12 protein-coding genes and 1 rRNA gene are annotated in these 18,535 nt (G+C 49.3%); 6 read left to right on the top strand and 7 right to left on the bottom strand.

What is annotated here, in order from left to right:
• The first annotated feature begins 146 nt into the window (after positions 1–146).
• Positions 147–258 (top strand): 5S ribosomal RNA (gene rrf, locus ACYVB1_RS02100).
• Positions 259–827: 569 nt separating this feature from the next.
• On the opposite strand, the gene ACYVB1_RS02105 is transcribed toward rrf, so the two are convergent.
• The 5 genes from ACYVB1_RS02105 to ACYVB1_RS02125 form a co-directional block, all read right to left on the bottom strand.
• Positions 828–2,117: a M16 family metallopeptidase gene (locus ACYVB1_RS02105; RefSeq protein WP_460920008.1), complete on the bottom strand. Its 1,290-nt coding sequence runs from the start codon at positions 2,115–2,117 to the stop codon at positions 828–830.
• Between the two features lie 18 nt (positions 2,118–2,135).
• Entirely contained in the window at positions 2,136–3,251 is a 1,116-nt protein-coding gene (porV, locus tag ACYVB1_RS02110) for a type IX secretion system outer membrane channel protein PorV (protein WP_460920010.1), read from the bottom strand.
• Between the two features lie 48 nt (positions 3,252–3,299).
• A complete protein-coding gene (gene porU / locus ACYVB1_RS02115) occupies positions 3,300–7,193 on the bottom strand; it encodes a type IX secretion system sortase PorU (RefSeq protein ID WP_460920012.1) in 3,894 nt (1,297 codons plus the stop codon).
• Positions 7,194–7,503: 310 nt separating this feature from the next.
• A complete protein-coding gene (pssA, locus tag ACYVB1_RS02120; protein WP_460920014.1) occupies positions 7,504–8,211 on the bottom strand; it encodes a CDP-diacylglycerol--serine O-phosphatidyltransferase in 708 nt (235 codons plus the stop codon).
• A gap of 26 nt (positions 8,212–8,237) precedes the next feature.
• The gene (locus tag ACYVB1_RS02125) at positions 8,238–8,873 is read right to left on the bottom strand and encodes an MBL fold metallo-hydrolase (RefSeq protein ID WP_460920016.1); all 636 of its coding nucleotides are present in this window, start codon (positions 8,871–8,873) and stop codon (positions 8,238–8,240) included.
• Between the two features lie 79 nt (positions 8,874–8,952).
• On the opposite strand from ACYVB1_RS02125, the gene ACYVB1_RS02130 reads away from it, so the two are divergent.
• The 4 genes from ACYVB1_RS02130 (at position 8,953) to ACYVB1_RS02145 (ending at position 15,557) form a co-directional block, all read left to right on the top strand.
• Positions 8,953–10,026: an NAD(P)/FAD-dependent oxidoreductase gene (locus ACYVB1_RS02130; protein ID WP_460920018.1), complete on the top strand. Its 1,074-nt coding sequence runs from the start codon at positions 8,953–8,955 to the stop codon at positions 10,024–10,026.
• A 17-nt stretch (positions 10,027–10,043) separates the two neighbouring features.
• Positions 10,044–13,262 carry a hypothetical protein gene (locus ACYVB1_RS02135; protein WP_460920020.1) on the top strand — a complete coding sequence of 1,073 codons (3,219 nt, stop codon included), beginning with the start codon at positions 10,044–10,046 and terminating at the stop codon, positions 13,260–13,262.
• A gap of 10 nt (positions 13,263–13,272) precedes the next feature.
• Positions 13,273–14,439, top strand: a complete 1,167-nt coding sequence (locus ACYVB1_RS02140) for a serine hydrolase domain-containing protein (RefSeq protein WP_460920022.1) — start codon at positions 13,273–13,275, stop codon at positions 14,437–14,439.
• Between the two features lie 236 nt (positions 14,440–14,675).
• Complete coding sequence (locus ACYVB1_RS02145) at positions 14,676–15,557, top strand: YicC/YloC family endoribonuclease (protein WP_460920024.1); 882 nt, start codon at positions 14,676–14,678, stop codon at positions 15,555–15,557.
• A 122-nt stretch (positions 15,558–15,679) separates the two neighbouring features.
• Here ACYVB1_RS02145 and ACYVB1_RS02150 read toward each other — a convergent pair whose 3' ends face one another.
• Entirely contained in the window at positions 15,680–16,951 is a 1,272-nt protein-coding gene (locus tag ACYVB1_RS02150) for a M28 family metallopeptidase (protein ID WP_460920026.1), read from the bottom strand.
• A gap of 74 nt (positions 16,952–17,025) precedes the next feature.
• The gene (locus ACYVB1_RS02155) at positions 17,026–17,427 is read right to left on the bottom strand and encodes a SprB repeat-containing protein (RefSeq protein WP_460920028.1); all 402 of its coding nucleotides are present in this window, start codon (positions 17,425–17,427) and stop codon (positions 17,026–17,028) included.
• 186 nt (positions 17,428–17,613) lie between these two features.
• Here ACYVB1_RS02155 and ACYVB1_RS02160 point away from each other — a divergent pair, with 186 nt between their 5' ends.
• Positions 17,614–18,519: an IS982 family transposase gene (locus ACYVB1_RS02160; protein WP_460920030.1), complete on the top strand. Its 906-nt coding sequence runs from the start codon at positions 17,614–17,616 to the stop codon at positions 18,517–18,519.
• Positions 18,520–18,535 lie beyond the last annotated feature (16 nt).

The raw sequence follows: 18,535 nt of genomic DNA on the forward strand, positions 1-18,535 counted from the left end.
AGCCGAGCGGTACTAATTGCCCGAGCGCGTTCTCAAAGGCGAAAGCCAAAGCCGAAACAGCGGCCCGCTCCTTTCACTCTCCCTCTCTTTCCCAACTAGTCAAAAACTACATAAAGCATTATGCACGATAACGACCGTGTAAAAGCAATGGTGGCTATGGCTCCGGTGAGCACCTCTTCCCATCCCGAACAGAGAAGTTAAGCCCGGACGCGCCGATGGTACTGGGGTCACACCCGGGAGAGTAGGTGGCCGCCAACCCCTACAAAGAGCACCCCCTGCAGAGAAATCAGCAGGGGGTGTTTTGCGTTTAAGCCGTGCTGTTGGCGGCAGCAACTGAATAAAACAGAAGCATATTGTGTTGCATGAGTTATACAAATTGCTTCAAGTCTTTTTCATAGAGCTAAAGCAACTTTCCTCCTTTGGCACGGGGAGAATCTGTTTCCATTCTTTGGGTTGATCGCCTTGTAAATGTTGCAGCTTAAGCAGTGGTGAGGCAGCCGGAGCAGAGTTAAGACAGCTTCAGTTACACAGCCCACTGCCCGAGGACAATTTTCCGGGACATGAGAGCACGAACTTTAGCTTTAAAGAGAGGTTTCATGCCAATGCATTAAATGCCGCTGCGGCAGCTTAAACAGGAATACCTATCATCCGATACTATGAGTCCACTTCATAATATTCGGCCTCAAAGGCATGCTATGATAACTCGCGCTGCGGAATTTGATATTGAAATATTTCAGGCACATGAACAGAGAAGCCCCAGCAAATATAGCCGGGGCTTCTTTTTTGTCATTGATTTTTAATTCCTGTCTACTCTTTTCTATATCTGTCTACTCTTTTCTACCGGCTATAGCCGTATACATCTCCTCTTCCAGCAGGTACTGGTTTGCCAGGTTCAGAAGTTCTGCAGGTGTTGTTGTCCTGACGGTGGTGACGAAGTCATTATAATAGTTTTGAGGCAGGTCGTACAGCACAATGCGCTTGTAACGGTCGCACTGATCGAATATCGTGTTAATATCGTTCAGGAACTTGCCCAGCATGTAGTTTTTTACGGTGCTTAGTTCCTCTTCCGGTATTTCCTCCTGCTGTAGCGTCTTTATTTCTTTACCAATCTCTTCAATGGTATTATCTGTTACAGCATAGCCCACATCTGTTCCAATATAGAAAAGGCTGCTTTGTTCCTTCGGTGAAATCACAGAGTAAATGCCATACGTATAGCCTTTATCCTCCCTGATGTTACGCATCAACCTGGAGCCAAAGTAGCCCCCGAATACCTCATTCAACACTTTTAGCTGGAGGTAATCTTTATGGGTGATATGAGGGAAGATCCTGCCCACCCTGATAGAAGACTGTAAGCTTTCTTCCACAAATACTAGGTTCGTCTTCTCAGTAGCTCTGGCTGCTGCTTCTTTTTGTGCAGTAGTATGTGACGCTTTGGAAGGCTGTATATTCAATTGCTGTATTTCGCGCTCCAGGTACTGCTGCATAAGAGAATCTATAGCACCGCATGCAAACACTTCTAGTTCCTGTGTAATGTATCTGTTCTTATAGAATTCCTGTAGATCTTCCTCCGTCAGGTTTTCTATTTCTCCCTCATCAAAGCCGAATACGTAAGGATGTTGTTCCCCATAAAGCTGCTTTGTAAAGCTGTGGGTTGCTAAATAGCTGTTCTTCTGGCGCTGTACCTTTATGTTCTGAATAGTGCGCTTTTTCAGCAGGTTATATTCCTCTTCCGGGAATACCGGGTTCTGTAGTACGTCCAGCACAAGCGGCAACAACTCCTCTACATACTTCGATAAGCAGTAAAGGGTGAACTCACTGCGGTCGAAGCCGTGGTTGTTTTCAAACGAAGCCCCGTAAAAGGCTACTTTGTCTGCTATTTGTTTGGCGGAATGGTTCAAGGTGCCTTCCAGCAGCATTTTAGCTGCCAGGTCAGATGCCCCCGTCTTATTCTCAAACCACTTACCGGCTTTAAAAACAAAATCCAGCCTGATAACAGGCTGGGTTTCGCTTTTTATTACATGCATGCGCGCTCCATTACTTAGGTGGGTAACTTCTGCTACCTGAAGCGTGATGGCATCTATTTCATATGTTTCTGGTGCTTTTGTTCTATCAAGCATTCTTTACTATTTAGTTTCTTACTCAAGGTTTAGTACCAGCGTAAAGCGCCAGGTATCTGCCAGCGGGTTGTTTTCGTCACTCGGAATCAAATAGGCTCCATCTAAACCAAATTTCTGATAGCGGATACCAATACCGGCAGAAAAGTACTGTCGGCCCCCTTTGTCAGGGTTTTCATAAAAATAACCGGCACGGGCGGCAAACAACTGGTTATACCAATACTCAATACCAGTCGAAATGTTTATTTCTTTCAACTCTTCGCTTGCGCCACCTTCAGCATCTGCGAAGGAAGAGAAGATACCACTTACCACACTTTGGTCTGTATTAGCTCCAGGGGAGGGAACCAGTAACTTGTTTGCATCAACAGCTAAGGTAAGCGTATTATAGGCATCCAGGTTATAGGTTAAGGCTGTTCCTACTTTCAGGTTTGTAGGCAGGAAGCTTTTATCCTCATTTTCAGAATAAGCTATCTTACCTCCTATGTTCGAAATATTGGCAGCCAAACCAAGGTTCAGGGTTTGGTTCAGGTCCCTATTATAATATACACCTACATCTACGGCAGCCGTATTGCCCGGCTGAGACTCTGTATTGCTACCGCTCACGTTCACATCGCCAGCAAGGTTAGAGTGAATAAAGCGGCCTGTAACACCAACGCTGAAATATTCGCTCAGCGCCTGCCCGTAGCTCACCGCCACGGCATATTCCTTCGGGTTATAGTTCTGCAGCGGGTTCTGGTTCGCATCAATAAACTGTATCTCGCCCAGATCAAAGTACATCAGGGAAACTGACAGAGCAGAAGTCTCATTCAGTCGCTTATAGCCAGAAAGGTAATTCAGCGACATGTCGTCTACGATTTGGCGTAGCCAGGGCGCATAAGAGAAAGCAATGCTGAGGTCATTCTGTACAAAACCAAGTTTAGCAGGGTTCCAGTAAGATGCGTTTGCATCTGGCGACAAAGCTACACCGGCATCTCCCAAGGCTGCTGATCGTGAATCGGGGCCCACAGTAAGGATAGGCACAGCAGTGGTGACAGCGTTTACGGTTCCTCCTGTAGTGGTCTGCGCAAAGGCAGCAGGAGCAGCAAACAAGGCAAGCGCAAATGCTGTAGCCTTTAAAATCTGACTTTTGTTATACATACGTAGGGTAAATAGCTATGTCAAATATAGATATTATAGGTTACTATACTAGTTTAAAATTACAAGTTTCTCAAATTTTGAGGCTTTTGAGCCGTCCTGCTGCGACCAAACATTTATCCTATAGACATAAACGCCCCGTGCCAGCATATCATTGTACTCGTCTCTGCCATTCCATGATAAATCTGAAACATGTGCCTTGCTGGCGTAGGAAGTGGTTTGTATTGTTTTTACCAATTTACCAGAAATAGTATAAATGTCTATTTGTATATCAAGGTTCTCACCGGCTCTGTTGTGGTCAAAATGAAAGGTGGTGTTTGTGGAAAATGGATTTGGGTAATTTAACACATGCTCTAACGCAATAGCGGCGTCGTTAGATACAACAAACTCTATATATTCTTCTGAAGAATTGTTGTGTGTATCCCAGGCCTTCAGCCGGAGGGAATGTGGACCCGCCTCTAAGTCTTTTAAGGTATACCTTACCTTTCCTCTCTGGTAACTGTCCTGCTCTGCTGTATAATAGTCGTTTAGCACCATCACATTGTCACGGTTCCCATCCAGAACAGCCGTTATTTCGTGGCCAATGCCTGTTCCTGCCGTGTTGATGCCATTGTTATCAAACAAATCAGCTAATAGGGTGGTGGTTTTGCCGGTAACACCTCCGAAAACAAAAGACTCATCGTCCATAAACAGCTTTACTGTCGGCGGCACATTATCAACGGGAACATCTGTCGCGGTACCGCCTATGATGACAGACTGATTAGCGCCCATAGCATCAGCAGAACTGTTGCTGCCGTACAGCATTATTTTTCCTGCGCCATAATGATAGGCAATATCCTTTGGCACAACAAAGGCTGTTTCAAAAGTCCCCTGCTGCACGCTCACCTTTCCATCGTATATGATGCTCTCACGCACCTGCACCGGCACTTTCGGCGAACGCTCGTCACCTAGGGTATGGCGGGTGGTAGGTTTTTCAAATACAGTTATATGCAGCTCACCGTTAAAGTCTGCTGCTATGGCGCCGGCACTGCTGGTGATATGGCCTTTCAGCATCGTTTTGCTCAATGCCTGAAGCGTATCCGTAGCTGCTTCCCTGCCGTTAATGCTGGTGATCTGCGCTTGTAGCTTTGGGTATGCCAACTGCAAAGAAGGATCGCTGAGGAGCGTGAAGTTGCGGTTATTCACACCTGTCGCTCCGCTAATATTGTCTATAATACTGTTGTTTTTAGTATGAAGCACCAAATCACCGAGGCGCGGCATACGGTTACCTATGGGAGTAAAAGCATTTTTGAAAAAATTCCGGTTCAGCACCCTGTTGCCATTAGAGTAAACAGGGCGGGTAGTTGTAATCAGGCCAACAGCACCTCCTTCCTTGTGGAGCAGCGCTAGTTCTGCGCCGGATGCCCTAACCGGATCGTCGTAGCGGCCGAATTCACAGGTGGCGGTCAGGAAAAAGGTGAGGTTGTTTGTATTTTTCCAGCTGTTAATCTGCTGCAGCGTCAGGATTTGTTCTGCAGTCCAACTGACCTCATTGCCGTGGCCGGTATAGTTGATGATGAGCGAGCCTTGTTCTACGGCCTTATCTAAGTCGGCGGAGGCATTGGGTGCCCGCTGCCCGTTAGACACCGCCCGTTGCTGGTACAGGTCGAGGTAAATCTTATTAGGCTGATAAACAGGGAAAGTATTTTCTACAAAGTTCGCCAAATGCTCAGCATCATTCTGGTGCTCGTTAAAGTCTCCGTCATCCGACACAAACGTAATTTTGCTGCGCCATTTACCAAAGTGGCCCGGGCTATCATAAGAGATGATTTTATCAACCACCGTTGCTGCCTCAGCAGCTGATTTAACTGGCAGGCGTCCGATGCCAATGTCCAGCAGGTGGTCGCCTGAAGCATTTTCTGCCCACTCGCCTTCCTCTTCATCTAAAAAGCCAAAGTAATCTTCAGAGGAGTAACTGGAGATAGGATGCAATGACTCCCGCGACTCATACACCGGCACAAAATTAGTGTTGTTGCGGATGCGGTTTTTATAGTCATAGGACGCGTCGCCGAAGAGCAGGAGGAAAAGAATGTCGCTGCCGCTTTTGCTGCTGCGGCTGTGCACCATACGCATAAAATCGCGGATGGCAGTTACATCCTGTGCTCCCGAAGAAAACTCGTTGTAAATCTGGGCAGGTGTAAACACCTCTACCTGCATGTTGCTGTGCCGGGCGCGATGTGCAGCCAGTCTTTTTGCCTCCTGCAGGAAAGCCGGGTGCGCCACAATCACGAAGTCAAGTGTCCCGTCTGCATTTACACTGTGCAGGTTCTGGTTTGGCACTTTGCCAGCTGCAACAGGCTTTAAGTTGATGCTGCCCTCCTGAAACACCACAAACTCACGCAGCACATGAGTAGTAGTGCTAAAGCTGCCGTTGCTGATTTCCTGCTTTACAGGTTGTCGTGGATTCGTAACATCCCATACAGAAGCATTAGCAGGTACCTCTGCAAAGCGGAACGTGCTGACTGGTGCCACTGTACTTGTCACCGACCGGAAAATGGTTTGCGTTCCGTAAAGTTTTAGCTGTCGCTCATAGTTCAGCTCCAGGTAATTCAGATAGCCCAGTGAAGTAGAGCTGCCGCCCGTGCTGAAATGCAGGTTTACCTTGTACGCAGTGCCATTGCCCAACACCTGCTGGTTGACGCTGTACGTTTTGATACTGTTGGTGCCTTCCGGGTGATAATTGTAGCTGCCCCGGCTGGGGATAGCTTGAGAACCAAGGCTCTCGCCGTTGAGTTGTAAGGAGAAAGAGCAGTTGGCGGAGGAGTTCGCCATCAGGAAAGCAGTTAGCTTTACTGTAGAGTTCGGCACCACATCGGATACAGCAAGCGAAAGCTCACGCGAGCCATGAAAGCTACTGAATTCTTCGCCGTACCACTCACGGCCTGAGAAGATCATGTTCTTCAGGTCCTGCTCATGAAAGAGGCGCTCATTGTAAGTGCTGATGTTTTGTGTGGCCCCTGCAGTTTGGCCGCGGGAGCCAACGCGTGCCCCTGTGGCATGGTTTACCCGGAGAAAGTAGTAAGCAGTGTCGGAGTAGACGTTGAAGGTATGCCTGAACTGTTCTTCTGCCGCATCATAGCTCCATGTGTGCGGCCCCTGAGCATAAAAGAGCACATAGTCTCCTTCGTCAAACCTGCCGTCCGCTTCACCGGATACCACAATGGCATTTTCCTGCAGGTCATCGGGGCGGGAGGCACTATTGGGCTGCGGCAACATACCACCACCGTTGCCATACACCTGGATTTTTCTGGGGTCAATGCTTTGGGCGTTGATGCCCAGCGCCTGCAGCATACTCTTATCAATTTTATGAATACCAGAGGCTGTCACTGCCAGTTTATACCACTCGCCGGAGCTCAGGACTGAGTTAGCAGCAAAGCTACCGGTGCCGGATGTGCCTGCAGCGCGGGCAAAGGTGGCATTCGGTTCTTCAGGAGTGTAGGTATAGCTGAAACTGACTAGTTTTTCCAGTTGCTTGCTGCCGGGGTTGCGGCGAATAGGAAGAACAGACACTAAGCTTACCGGCTGTTTATTCTGGGTTGCCTGGCTTATAAGCACCTGCGGTTCTGCAGAAAAATCATAGGTGCCAAAGAGCTTTTCTTCGGCAGCAGAGAAGGACTGATATTGTGTATCCTTTAATGTGAAGTGGCGGGTGCGAACGCCCGGCAACTGCAGGCGGTAGTAAGGCAGGCCCTCTGCAGGATCGATGGAGGCTCCTGTAAATGCTGGAACTTTACCAGAGGCGCTGTGGGTGGGAAGAACCGTCGCCTGTTCCTGCCACTGTAGGGTAATGGTACTGGCAGGTGCCTGTGCCAGTGCCGCTGTTGACAGTAAGCTCAGCAGGAAAAGCGCGCATACGTAAACCTGTCGGAAAGGCCGCATCATAATCTCCGGTATACTTATCTTCAAGCCATACAGCCGTACAAATGTGCGATTGTGTGGCTCAAGTAAACAACAAATATACGGCTAATTTATTGTACTTCAGCCTCATGTTACGCCTGCTCCAACTCGTATGTAAAGAACCTCCAGGTTAAAGTTAGCGGGCAGCTTGCCGCATGCGTTTTCTGCCTTTTCACGGACTGTTCCTCCTGTTTCTGCTGCTAAAGCAAGATAATGTATACTTGCTAATATCCACAATGTCCACCTGAACCAACTTTGCATGCTCCATCCCCAGTAAAATGGCTTTGTATTTTGAAGCGAACTGTTTAAGTAACAGGCTTTATGATGAGTGTGAGGTTTTCTTTAAGAAAGACAAAAGTACATAAAGCACTATAATCAGGGGGATGGCTGCAAACTTAAGAAGAGCCAGTAAGATAACTGACAGCCCAAGGAAGATGAACCTGATGGAGTTGTCCTGCCAGCTCAGGTTCGTAAACTTGAGAGCAAACAGCGGTAGCTCTGCTACCAACAGGAACGAGAGCAGCACGGTAAGCACCAGCAGAACCCATGGGTTCAGGATAATTTCATAGTGTATCAGGTCGCCGTACTCCAGAATAAGCGGCAGCGAGGCCACAAAAAGGGTGCAGGCTGGAGTGGGCAGTCCTATAAACGAGGTAGTCTGGCGGGTATCAATGTTAAACTTGGCCAGGCGCAGAGCCGAGAAAACCGTAATCAGAAAGCCAAAGAAAGCCACTACATCCGCAGGCATACCGAGCACGGCGGAGTCGGCTCTCTGCAACAGGATAAACATAACTGTGCCAGGTACTACTCCAAACGACACCATATCCGCCAGCGAATCCAGCTGCTTTCCGATCTCTGAATATGCCTTCATCATGCGCGCCACCATGCCATCCAGAAAATCAAAGACTGCGGCTATGCCAACGAGGTAGGCTGTGGTAACTAACTGGCCCTGGAAAGCAAAATACAGCGCCAGGCAGCCTGAGAACAGGTTGAGACAGGTGATGGCGTTAGGAATGTGTTTCTTCATATACGGGTGCGTGGAGGCCGCAGGGGCTAGCGCAGAAATGGATTGTTGTTTCTTTCGTGCCCGATGGTGGTTTCCGGTCCGTGCCCGGGATAAACTGTTACCTCATCAGGCAGGGCAAACAGCTTCGACTTGATGCTGTGAATAAGCGTGTCGAAGTCGCCACCAGGCAGGTCGGTGCGGCCAATGCTGTTCTGGAACAGCACATCGCCCCCAATGCAAATCTTCTCCGGGCCGTTGTAAAACACGACATGCCCCGGGGCATGACCGGGTGTAAAGAGCACCTGCAGTTCCGTTTCTCCAAACTTCACTGTGTCGCCTTCCTTCAGGTAAGCCTCCGGCAACACCTCCGCATACTTCTGGAAACCATAAGCCGGGGCATAGGCCGGGATAGCCCGCAGCGTCTGCTCGTCATCAGGGTGTATTTCTAAACCAACCTTGTATGTGTCAGCCACAAATTTATTCCCCAGCACATGGTCTACGTGACAGTGGGTGTTTAAGAGGTGCACCACCTTCAGGTTATTCTCTTCAATATAACGCTGTAGTTGCTCTTGCTCCTGCTTCTCGTAGCAGCCCGGGTCTATTACCACGCATTCGCGTGTATCGTCGTGCAGGATATAGGTGTTTTCCTGGAATGGATTAAAAGTAAAGCAGGTAATTTTCATAGTTCTATAGGTTAACAGGCAAGCACAAAATCGGCTTCTAAGTTACAAATTTCACCTGTACATCTCGTAACTTGCCCTGATGAAATACGATTTTATAGTTGTAGGGCATGGTTTGGCCGGAGCCATCCTAAGCTATACCTTACGCAAGCGCGGCTATCAGGTGTTGGTAATCGATGAGCCAAGGCCCAGTGGCGCCTCACGGGTGGCTGCTGGTTTGATAAACCCCATTGCCGGTAAGCGCTTCGCAAAATCTTGGCTGGCGGATGACTTTATACCTGCCGCAGATGCATTCTATGATGAGTTGGAGGCACACTTTGGCCGCGAGCTGTTTATTCACAAACCTATCTATAAAATATTCTCCTCCATAGAAGAGCAAAACACCTGGATGGCCAAAAGCGCCAGCGAGGGCTGGAACGACTTTATACTGGCCACCCACACCAAAAGCATTCACCAACCCGGCGTGCAGGACCCCTACGGCGGCGTTTTGATTGGGAGGGGGGGCAACCTGCTGGTGGAGGAAATGCTGAACCTGCTTACAGCGGAACTGCTGGCCCAGGAACTGCTACTGCCGGAGAAGTTCCAGATGGATGAACTGCAACTAACGGAGCATGGAGTGAAGTATAAAGCGATAGAAGCCGACCACCTGGTTTTTTGTGAGGGGTTTCAGGTTGTAAACAATCCCTGGTTCAAATGGCTGCCTATACAACCTACCAAAGGAGAGGTGCTGGAAGTGCAGGCAGAGAATTTTAACCCTGAATGCATCTATAACAAAGCAGTTTACGTTGTTCCGGTAGGGGGAAGCCGCTTCAAGATTGGCGCCACCTACAATTGGCGGGAGCCAGACGAGCAGCCAAGCCCGGAAGGGCAGGAAGAACTTGCGGAGCGCTTCAGCCAGATTACCTCACAGCATTTTACTATAATCAACCATCAGGCAGGCATCAGGCCCGCCGTACGCGACCGGAAACCGCTGGCAGGAAGGCACCCGCAGTACCCGCAGTTAAGTGTTTTTAACGGCATGGGTTCAAAAGGGGTGCAAATGGCGCCTTACCTGGCGCAGCAGTTTGCAGCAGCCCTGGCAGGGGAGGGAGACGTAATGGCAGACATACGAATATCGCGTTATTTATCGTTATATTACGACTACATAAAACACTAAATCAACAAATTAAGCGCATGCGTTTTTCTATAAGGTTTTTGTTGCTGTTACTCTTTTGCACCTTGCTGGGTACTGCCCTTCAGGCGCAGCCAAACCGCGACACCTTCGGCAAGAGCCGTATTCAATACAAGAACTTCGACTGGAAGCTCTACAGCACCCAGAACTTTAACGTTTACTTTTATCAGGGAGGGCAGGAAACGGCCAAGAATGCTGCGGAATATGCCGAAAAGGAGCTGCGGCGGATAACAAGCCTCATTGGCTATTACCCTTATGCCAAAATCACACTCATTCTCTACAACTCACCTACAGACCTATTGCAGAGCAACATTGGCCTGGACAACGACCAGTACCAGACCGGTGGCGAAACGCTCTTTATGAAGAGCAAAATAGAGCTGGCCTACGAAGGCACCCAGACCGAGTTCAAAACGCAGATGAGTTATGAACTGACGCAGCTGCTGATGAATGATATGATGTATGGTGGCAGCCTGAAGGAAGCGCTGCAAAGCAGTTACCTGCTTCGCCTGCCAGAGTGGTTCATCAGCGGAGTGGCTGCCTATACAGCTGAGGGCTGGAGCATTGAGATGGACAATTATATGCGCAACATGCTGCGGAAGCAGCAGCAGGACAAAGTGCGTCCGGAGAAGCTTTTTGCTATAAACCCGGAGTTAACCGGCCAGTCTGTCTGGAACTATATTGCGGAGCGTTACGGCTATACAGCCATTCAGAACATCCTGAACCTTACCCGCATCACCCGTGATGTGGAGATAGGTATAACAAGCAGCCTGAACATCCCATACAACCGTTTCCTGCAGGACTGGTACAATTACTACAGGCAGATCAATACAGGCGCTGACGGCCAGTTGATAACACTACAGGATAATTTTAAACTGTTCAAGAAAAACAAAGAAGGCCATTTTTACGGAGAGCCGGTGCTGAACCCGAATGGTACCATGCTGGCGTATGTGAAAAATGACAACGGTATCTTCAAAATCTTTGTGCAGGATGTACGCTCCGGCAAAGACCGCGTAGTGTGGCGTGCCGGCTACAAGAGCGTAGATCAGAAGGTGGATTATAAAACACCCGTTTTGGCATGGCGCTCCAATACCCAACTCGGTTTTATAGAGGCAAGGCGAGGCAAAATGATGCTGCGCCAGGTAGATGCCCGCGATCGCTACTCCTTTATACCTTTTGTTGAAAACCTAACAACGCAGGCTACTGTGCTGGAGCAGTTCTCGCAGGTGCGTAGCATGAGCTATTCTGAGGATGGGCAGCAGATTGTGGTAAGTGCCGTACGTAACGGCCAGACAGACCTGTTCCTGCTGCGTGCCAATGGCCGTTTGCAGCAACAGCTCACAAATGATATTTTTGACGACCTGGAGCCCACCTTCCTGAGAAACAGCGGCGGCATTGCCTTTAGCTCTAACAGATGGGTTGACAGCACCGGTAATGTGACCCCGGCCACCTTCGGCAGCGTGGTAAACAACTATGATATCTTCCTGTTGCAGCAGCAAGGTCCTAATGCCGATATCCGGCAGCTGACGAGCTCTATTGCGAGTGAGCTGCAGCCGAAAGCAACCCAGGACGGCAACCTGATTTACCTGAGTGAGCAAAGCGGAATCCGTAGTCTTTACCGCTACGATCTTGGTACAGGTACCGCCACCCCGGTTACAAACTTTGTGCAGGGCATAGAAGAGTATGATTATGTGCCGTCGGCAAATGTACTGGCGGTGGTGGCGAAAGATGAGGCGCGCAATTTTGTGTACCTCTTGCCCAACTACACACCTGCCGCACTTGCAGAACTGCCTAAAACATCGCGGCAGATTATCCTGGAGACCCGTGCCCGCTCGGCCCAGAATACGGCTTCTAACCTGCGTAAGCTGGTAGAGGAAGACAATAACACCGTTACAAGGAGAAGCAGCCCGAAACGCAAAGCCGGTGAAGTAGACATCGACAACTATGAGTTTGACAGCGACACAACTAAGGCGGCACAGCCGGAGGTAAAACGACAGGCTGCCCCTGTGCGCAGAGCCACTGCCGCCAGGCCTTTCCAGATGGTGGGGCCGCTGGATTATGACCTGCGCTTCAGTGTACAGGAAATTGTGACTTCGGTGCATGCCGACCCACTGCTAGGCTTTGGCTTTGTAGGCGGCGTAAATATGAGTGACCTCTTCGAGAACCACCATATCCGGGGCACGGCCTTCCTGCGCACCGATCTGGAGACGAGCAATTTCTGGGCGGAATATATGAACCTGAAGAACCGTGTGGATATAGGGGTGCAGTTCGAGCGTAAAACGCTGGTTGGAGGCCTTTCAAACTCACCTGGCTCAGAAGTGCGCTTTGCAAAGAATGAGCTTAGCCCGGTTATAGAGTATCCACTTAGCCACAGTACCAGCCTGCGTGTAATGCCGAAACTGGTCAGCACCCGATTCACCTACCTAACCGATTTCTTTGTGCCTGATACCCTCGAGAATCTTTGGGGTGGTAACGTAGAGATGGTGTATGACAACAGCGTCAGAACCGGTATCAACATGGTGGAAGGAACTCGCCTGAAAGTGGGGCTGCTCTCATTAAAAGGCCTCGAAGGTTCCGCCGGTGACTTCAGCAAACTGTATGTTGACTTCAGAAATTACCTGAAAATCCACCGCCAGATCGTGTTCGCAACCCGCATCAGTTACGGTGCCTTCTTCGGGAATTCTACAAAGCAGTTCCTGATTGGCGGCATGAATAACTGGTTGCTGGCAGATGAAGATGAAAGTGCAGAACTGAACGACGTAGAAATCAGTTCGCCGGCTGACCTGTTTTACCTGGAGTACATCACACCACTGCGGGGCTTTAACTTTAACGTGCGCAGTGGTAACCGCCACTTGTTGGCCAATGCTGAGTTGCGTATCCCGATTGTGCAGTACCTGTATAATGGGCCAATTGCATCTGGTTTCTTCCGTAACCTGCAACTAATAGGCTTTGCTGATGCTGGCTCTGCCTATAATGGTGCCAACCCTTTCTCGGGCAATAACTCCATCAACACCCGCGTGATTGGTGGTGTCATTAGTCCCACACAGCGTGATAACTTTGAGATTGAAGTTATCAACTACCGCAATCCGTTCCTGGTGGGATATGGAGTGGGCGCACGCACTACAGTGCTGGGAGTTTATGGTAAGCTGGATGTAGCATGGGGCGAGGCCGAAGATCGCCGTACAGGTCCTAAGTTCTACATCACGCTAGGCTACGACTTCTAAAACATAGCTTATGAGCCGAAGAGGCAGACGTTATGGAGTAGGGGCTTTGCTATTGCTCGTGTTATTTGCAGCCTGGGTGCACATAGCTGATAAAAACTATGTGTACAGGGCCCTATACTACAACTTAGCGGATATAGACGATAACACCATCTTTGAGCAGCGTAAAATAGAGGCTCCGCAGGTAGCGGAGCCCTGGCCTATCGCCAGGAGTTACAATACCCTTACTCCCCCCGATGAACTGGAACGCTTGCACAATGATCTCAGCTCAGTAGCTTTTCTGGTAGTAAGAAACGACTCTATTGTTCATGAGCAGTATTGGGATGGCTACTCCGATGAGTCATTAAGTAATTCGTTCTCCATGGCTAAAAGCATCGTGAGCATGCTTGTTGGCATCGCTATCAAAGATGGAGAAATAAAGAGTGTGGAGCAGCCTGTGGCGGACTTCCTGCCTGAGTTCAGGGAAGGAGACAAAGCAAAAATCCGTATCAAGCACCTGCTCTGGATGAGTTCCGGCCTTAACTGGGATGAGTCTTACCTGAATCCTTTCTCCATGACCACCGAAAGCTACTATGGCACCAACCTGAAGAAGGTGATTAACAGGCTGAAGGCAGTAGAGGAGCCAGGGCAGCAATTTTCCTACAAAAGCGGTGATACCCAGGTGCTGGGTTTTGTGCTGCAGGCGGCTACGGGTAAGAGCCTGAGTGAACTGGCAGAAGAGAAGCTTTGGAAGCCAATGGGTGCCGTGCATGATGCGGAGTGGAGTGTAGACAGACCTGATGGTGGGATAGAGAAAGCCTACTGCTGCTTTTTCTCTAATGCCCGTGACTTTGCCCGCTTTGGTAAGCTGTACCTTCACCAGGGGCTCTGGCACGGCGACACCATTGTACCTCCTGCCTATGTACAGGCCTCGCTTACTCCCAATGGTCTTTCAAAAGCAACAGATGGCAAAAAGGTAGACTTTTACGGTTATCAGTGGTGGCTGATGCCGGACTATAAAGGGCAGAATATTTTCTATGCACGCGGTATACTTGGGCAGTACATTATCGTGCTACCGGATAAAAACCTCGTGGTTGTGCGCCTCGGAAAAGAACGAGGTGAGGTATCTGATAATCACCCTTCCGATGTCAGGGCAATAATTGACGGAGTAACGAAGATGTTAGGCACAACACAGACGTAGATTTTGTCCGGTAAATCCTGAACCTGGTTGATTGATTCAGAAACAGGTAGGCAGATAAGCCTAAAGCCCATATAAAATTGAACTCAGAAACGCTGCTGCGGGCAGCCCTGAAAAGCAGAAGCCCCGCCTGTATTATACGGGCGGGGCTTCTTACATTAAACTACCTTTCGGGGCGCAGGCTAAGCAAGATTGGATAATTTTAGCTAATTTGCAGTAGATAATAACCTAATTCGCTTATGTTGCAGTCTATGACAGGATTTGGGAGTGCTCGCCTTGATGCCGACCAATATTCTATTTCTGTTGAAATCCGGTCACTGAATTCAAAAAGTATGGACCTCAGTGTGCGGATTCCGAAGATTATATCAGACCACGAGTATGATATCCGGAACATGGTGCAGAGGGCCCTGGTGCGCGGAAAAGTTGGTGTTAACATTGAGCTTTCCAGGAACAAGGCGCAAAAGGCAAAGAACACCATCAACAAAGAGTTGCTGCAGGCTTACTACAACGAACTGAGCGAAGCAGCCGATATGGTAGGCGCCTCTAAAAACGATTTGTTCAGGCTGGCGCTGCATATGCCAGAGGTACTGCAGCAAGAGCAGGAAGACGAGGACACAACGGAAGCTGACTGGAGCAAAGTGCAGCCTTTACTGGAGGAGGCCATCCAGAACATTAATACTTTCCGCAGCGATGAAGGCAAGGCCCTGACAGCAGAAATCATGTCTTATATAGACCGCATCCGGATTCTGCTGGCAGAAATAGACAAACACGACCCGGTGCGGATGGAGAATATACGTCACCGCATCAAGGGGCATATAACAGAGCTTGCCGTTTCAGAGCATTTCGACCAGAACCGGTTTGAGCAGGAGATGGTGTATTATATTGAAAAACTCGACATTGCCGAGGAAAAAGTACGCCTGGTAAATCACCTGCATTACTTTACAGAAACGGTGTACCTGCCTGAGCCAACAGGCAAAAAGCTCAACTTCATCTCTCAGGAAATCGGCCGTGAGATCAACACCATCGGTTCCAAAGCAAACGACGCTGTGATACAGCACCACGTGGTAGAGATGAAAGAAGAACTGGAGAAGATAAAGGAACAGATCAACAACATCCTGTAAGAACTTAAAAAGCCCCAGGATCAGGGGTATCAGGTTGATGTAAGTATATCCTGCATAAAGCGAAAGCACCTGCCACTGTCTGTGTGGTGGGTGCTTTTGTGTTTAACACCCTGATTCCGGGTTTACTCCTGCAGTTTTTCTGCAAAATCTACTATCAGTTGAAATACATCTTTGAATTCTGTAAGCGGCAATTGAGAGGCGTAATCTGCTGTATTGTGGTAGGCAGCAGTACCTCCCAAAGTGTAGAAGAAGAAAGCTGGAACACCTTTCTCAGAGAAAGGATAATGGTCTGAGTTAGCAGCCTTGCCACGGCTCTTAATCTGTGGCAGGTACTGGTGCTTTTCGTTCAGCTGCTGTAACAGGCTGAATTCCTGCTCATGTACCTTTCCGTTTACCACCATCAGGCCCTCAGAGCCTGTACCCAGCAGGTCGAGGTTAAGCAGAAAGCGGATCCGGGGCAGTGGGAACAGCGGGTATTCTGTGTAATAGAATGAGCCCAGGAGACCGGCTTCTTCTGCAGCAAAGGCAATAAACGCAATACTGTAAGCAGGTCTGTTCTGTGGCTGGCTATAATGCTCCGCCAGCTCGAGCAGCATAGCGGTGCCGCTGGCATTATCGTTTGCTCCAGGAAAATAGACGTCCTGGCCTTGCCCGCCTAAATGATCATAGTGGGCGGTGACAACGAGAAAAGAGTCTGGTTGGGTGCTGCCCGCTACATACCCTACTACATTCTGTGCCTCATGCCGTGGCTTTAACTGTGCCTCTACTTTAAATGTAAGGCTTTTGGCATTCTTCGGCCATGCAGCCTCCAGCACTTCCAGTACCGGTGGTGATGCCTGTTTCAGAGCCACAGACGTTAACAATGCCTTTGGCTGTAGGATTACGTGTACTTTAGCCTGCTGCAGCTTTTGAATGAATGATGGCGGCAACTGGTTCACTTTTTGTTCGTCCTGCTGCCGGAATACAACGGCTTTCCCCTTAAAGCTCTGGCCGAAAAACTTTCGTGCAGTTGCTGCATCTGTAAATATGGAGCTGTCCAGTTCCAATATGTCCGCTCTGCCCTTACCCGAGGCGGAGGCTGCATTGGCCACAAAATCCTTTCCGGGTGTCATTTCCAGCCCCGATACTTGTAGCTGTGGTGTTTCTGCTATGGTGTTTACCTGAAACTGAAAAGGCTGAAAGTATGACGATCCAAATGACTGAAGCCCCATCTGCTGAAACCGGTTTTTGATGTAACTGGCAGTCTTGGTATCGCCCTCCTGTATATAGCCACGGCCATGCATGGTAGCAGAGGTAAGGGTGTCAATGGTTTGGCGCACGCGGGGCATGTCCTGTGCAAAGGCGGCAGTTGCTGCTAGGTATAGCAGCAATAGCAGGGGGTAGAGTCGCTTCATATCCTAAATATAAGATTTGGCGGCTGGCAAGCAATGCCTTTACCTAGAATAACGTGAACTCGGGAATTACTGGGTTAAAAATCATTAGCCTGTACAAACAGAAAGGCTAAGGAACAGGTAGAAATATTGTCCGATGTTTCACCTAAATCCTTAGCCNGAGTAGCTGAAAGCGATATTTCACAACCAGGTGATGTTGGCTGGGTAATAGTAACTGAGGTAGTGACTTCTTCACATTCATTCGCATCTGTCACTGTCACAGTATAAGTGCCTGCAGTCAATCCGGAAAGGTCCTCCGTTGTACTTCCATTACTCCAGTTGTAAGTATAAGGAGCTGTCCCACCACTTACTGTCAGATCTATTGCTCCATTGCTTCCACCGAAGCTAGAAACATTGACTTGAGTAGTAGAGAGAGACAGAGGCTCAGGCTCTGATACAGTCGCAGATACACTCCCTGTACACCCATTCTCATCTGTCACGGTGATAGTATGATTACCAGGTTCTAAATTTTCAAATGTACTACTTTCTTGATAGCTAGCCCCTCCGTTTATTGAATAAACGTGAACTCGGGAATTACTGGGTTAAAAATCATTAGCCTGTACAAACAGAAAGGCTAAGGAACAGGTAGAAATATTGTCCGATGTTTCACCTAAATCCTTAGCCTTATGTACTTTATCATAGATACTGCCAAGGTGGTTGAAGTGTTCTGCTTCATCGACGATTTTTGCCAGGAAGTTGCGCGTTACTTCTCTTCCCATCCCTTACCCAAAGGGCTCTACGTGAAGCATCCTGCCGGCAGAAAGCCCTCTCTTTCCGAAAGCGAGGTGCTCACCATCCTGGTGCTTTACCACCTCTCTGGCTTCAAGTGCTTCGAGTACTACTATGAGCGCCTGGTGCTCGGGGAGCTCAGGAGCTTCTTCCCCAAGGCTGTTTCCTACACCCACTTCCTCTCCCTTGCCCGCCAGAGCTGCTTCCACGCCTTCCTCTTAGCCCAGTGCCGCTGCAGCCTCTCCGCCCGCACCGGCCACTACTACGTCGACTCCAAGAAGCTGCCCGTCTGCGATAACCTCAGGATACACTCCCACAAGGTCTTCGAGGGGATAGCCAGCCGCGGGAAAGGCTCCACCGGCTGGTTCTTCGGCCTTAAGCTGCACCTGGTCATCAACCAGCACGGGCAGCTGGCCCGCTTCCTCCTCACCCCGGCCAGCGTGGCTGACAACAACCACCGGGTGCTGAGTTACCTGCTGGAGGGGCTCAGGGGCAAGTGCTACGGGGACAAGGGCTACCTCTCTTCCCTGATGGAGGAGTTGCTGCAAGAGGGCCTGCACCTGGTCACCAAGGTCAGGAAGAACATGAAAAACATGCTCCTTACCCTCTCCGATAAACTCAACCTGATGAAAAGAGGAGGCATAGAGGCCGTCAATGACATCCTCATGACTGTCTGTGACATCGACCAAACCCGCCACAGAAATCCGCTTAACGCCCTGGTGCACATCCTCTCAGGCCTGAGCGCCTACACTTTCCTGGACCACCAGAACTCAAGGTTTAACCCTGCCAGATGTTTAGCTTAATTCCCGAGTTCACGTT

The sequence above is a fragment of the Pontibacter brevis genome (assembly GCF_054779655.1).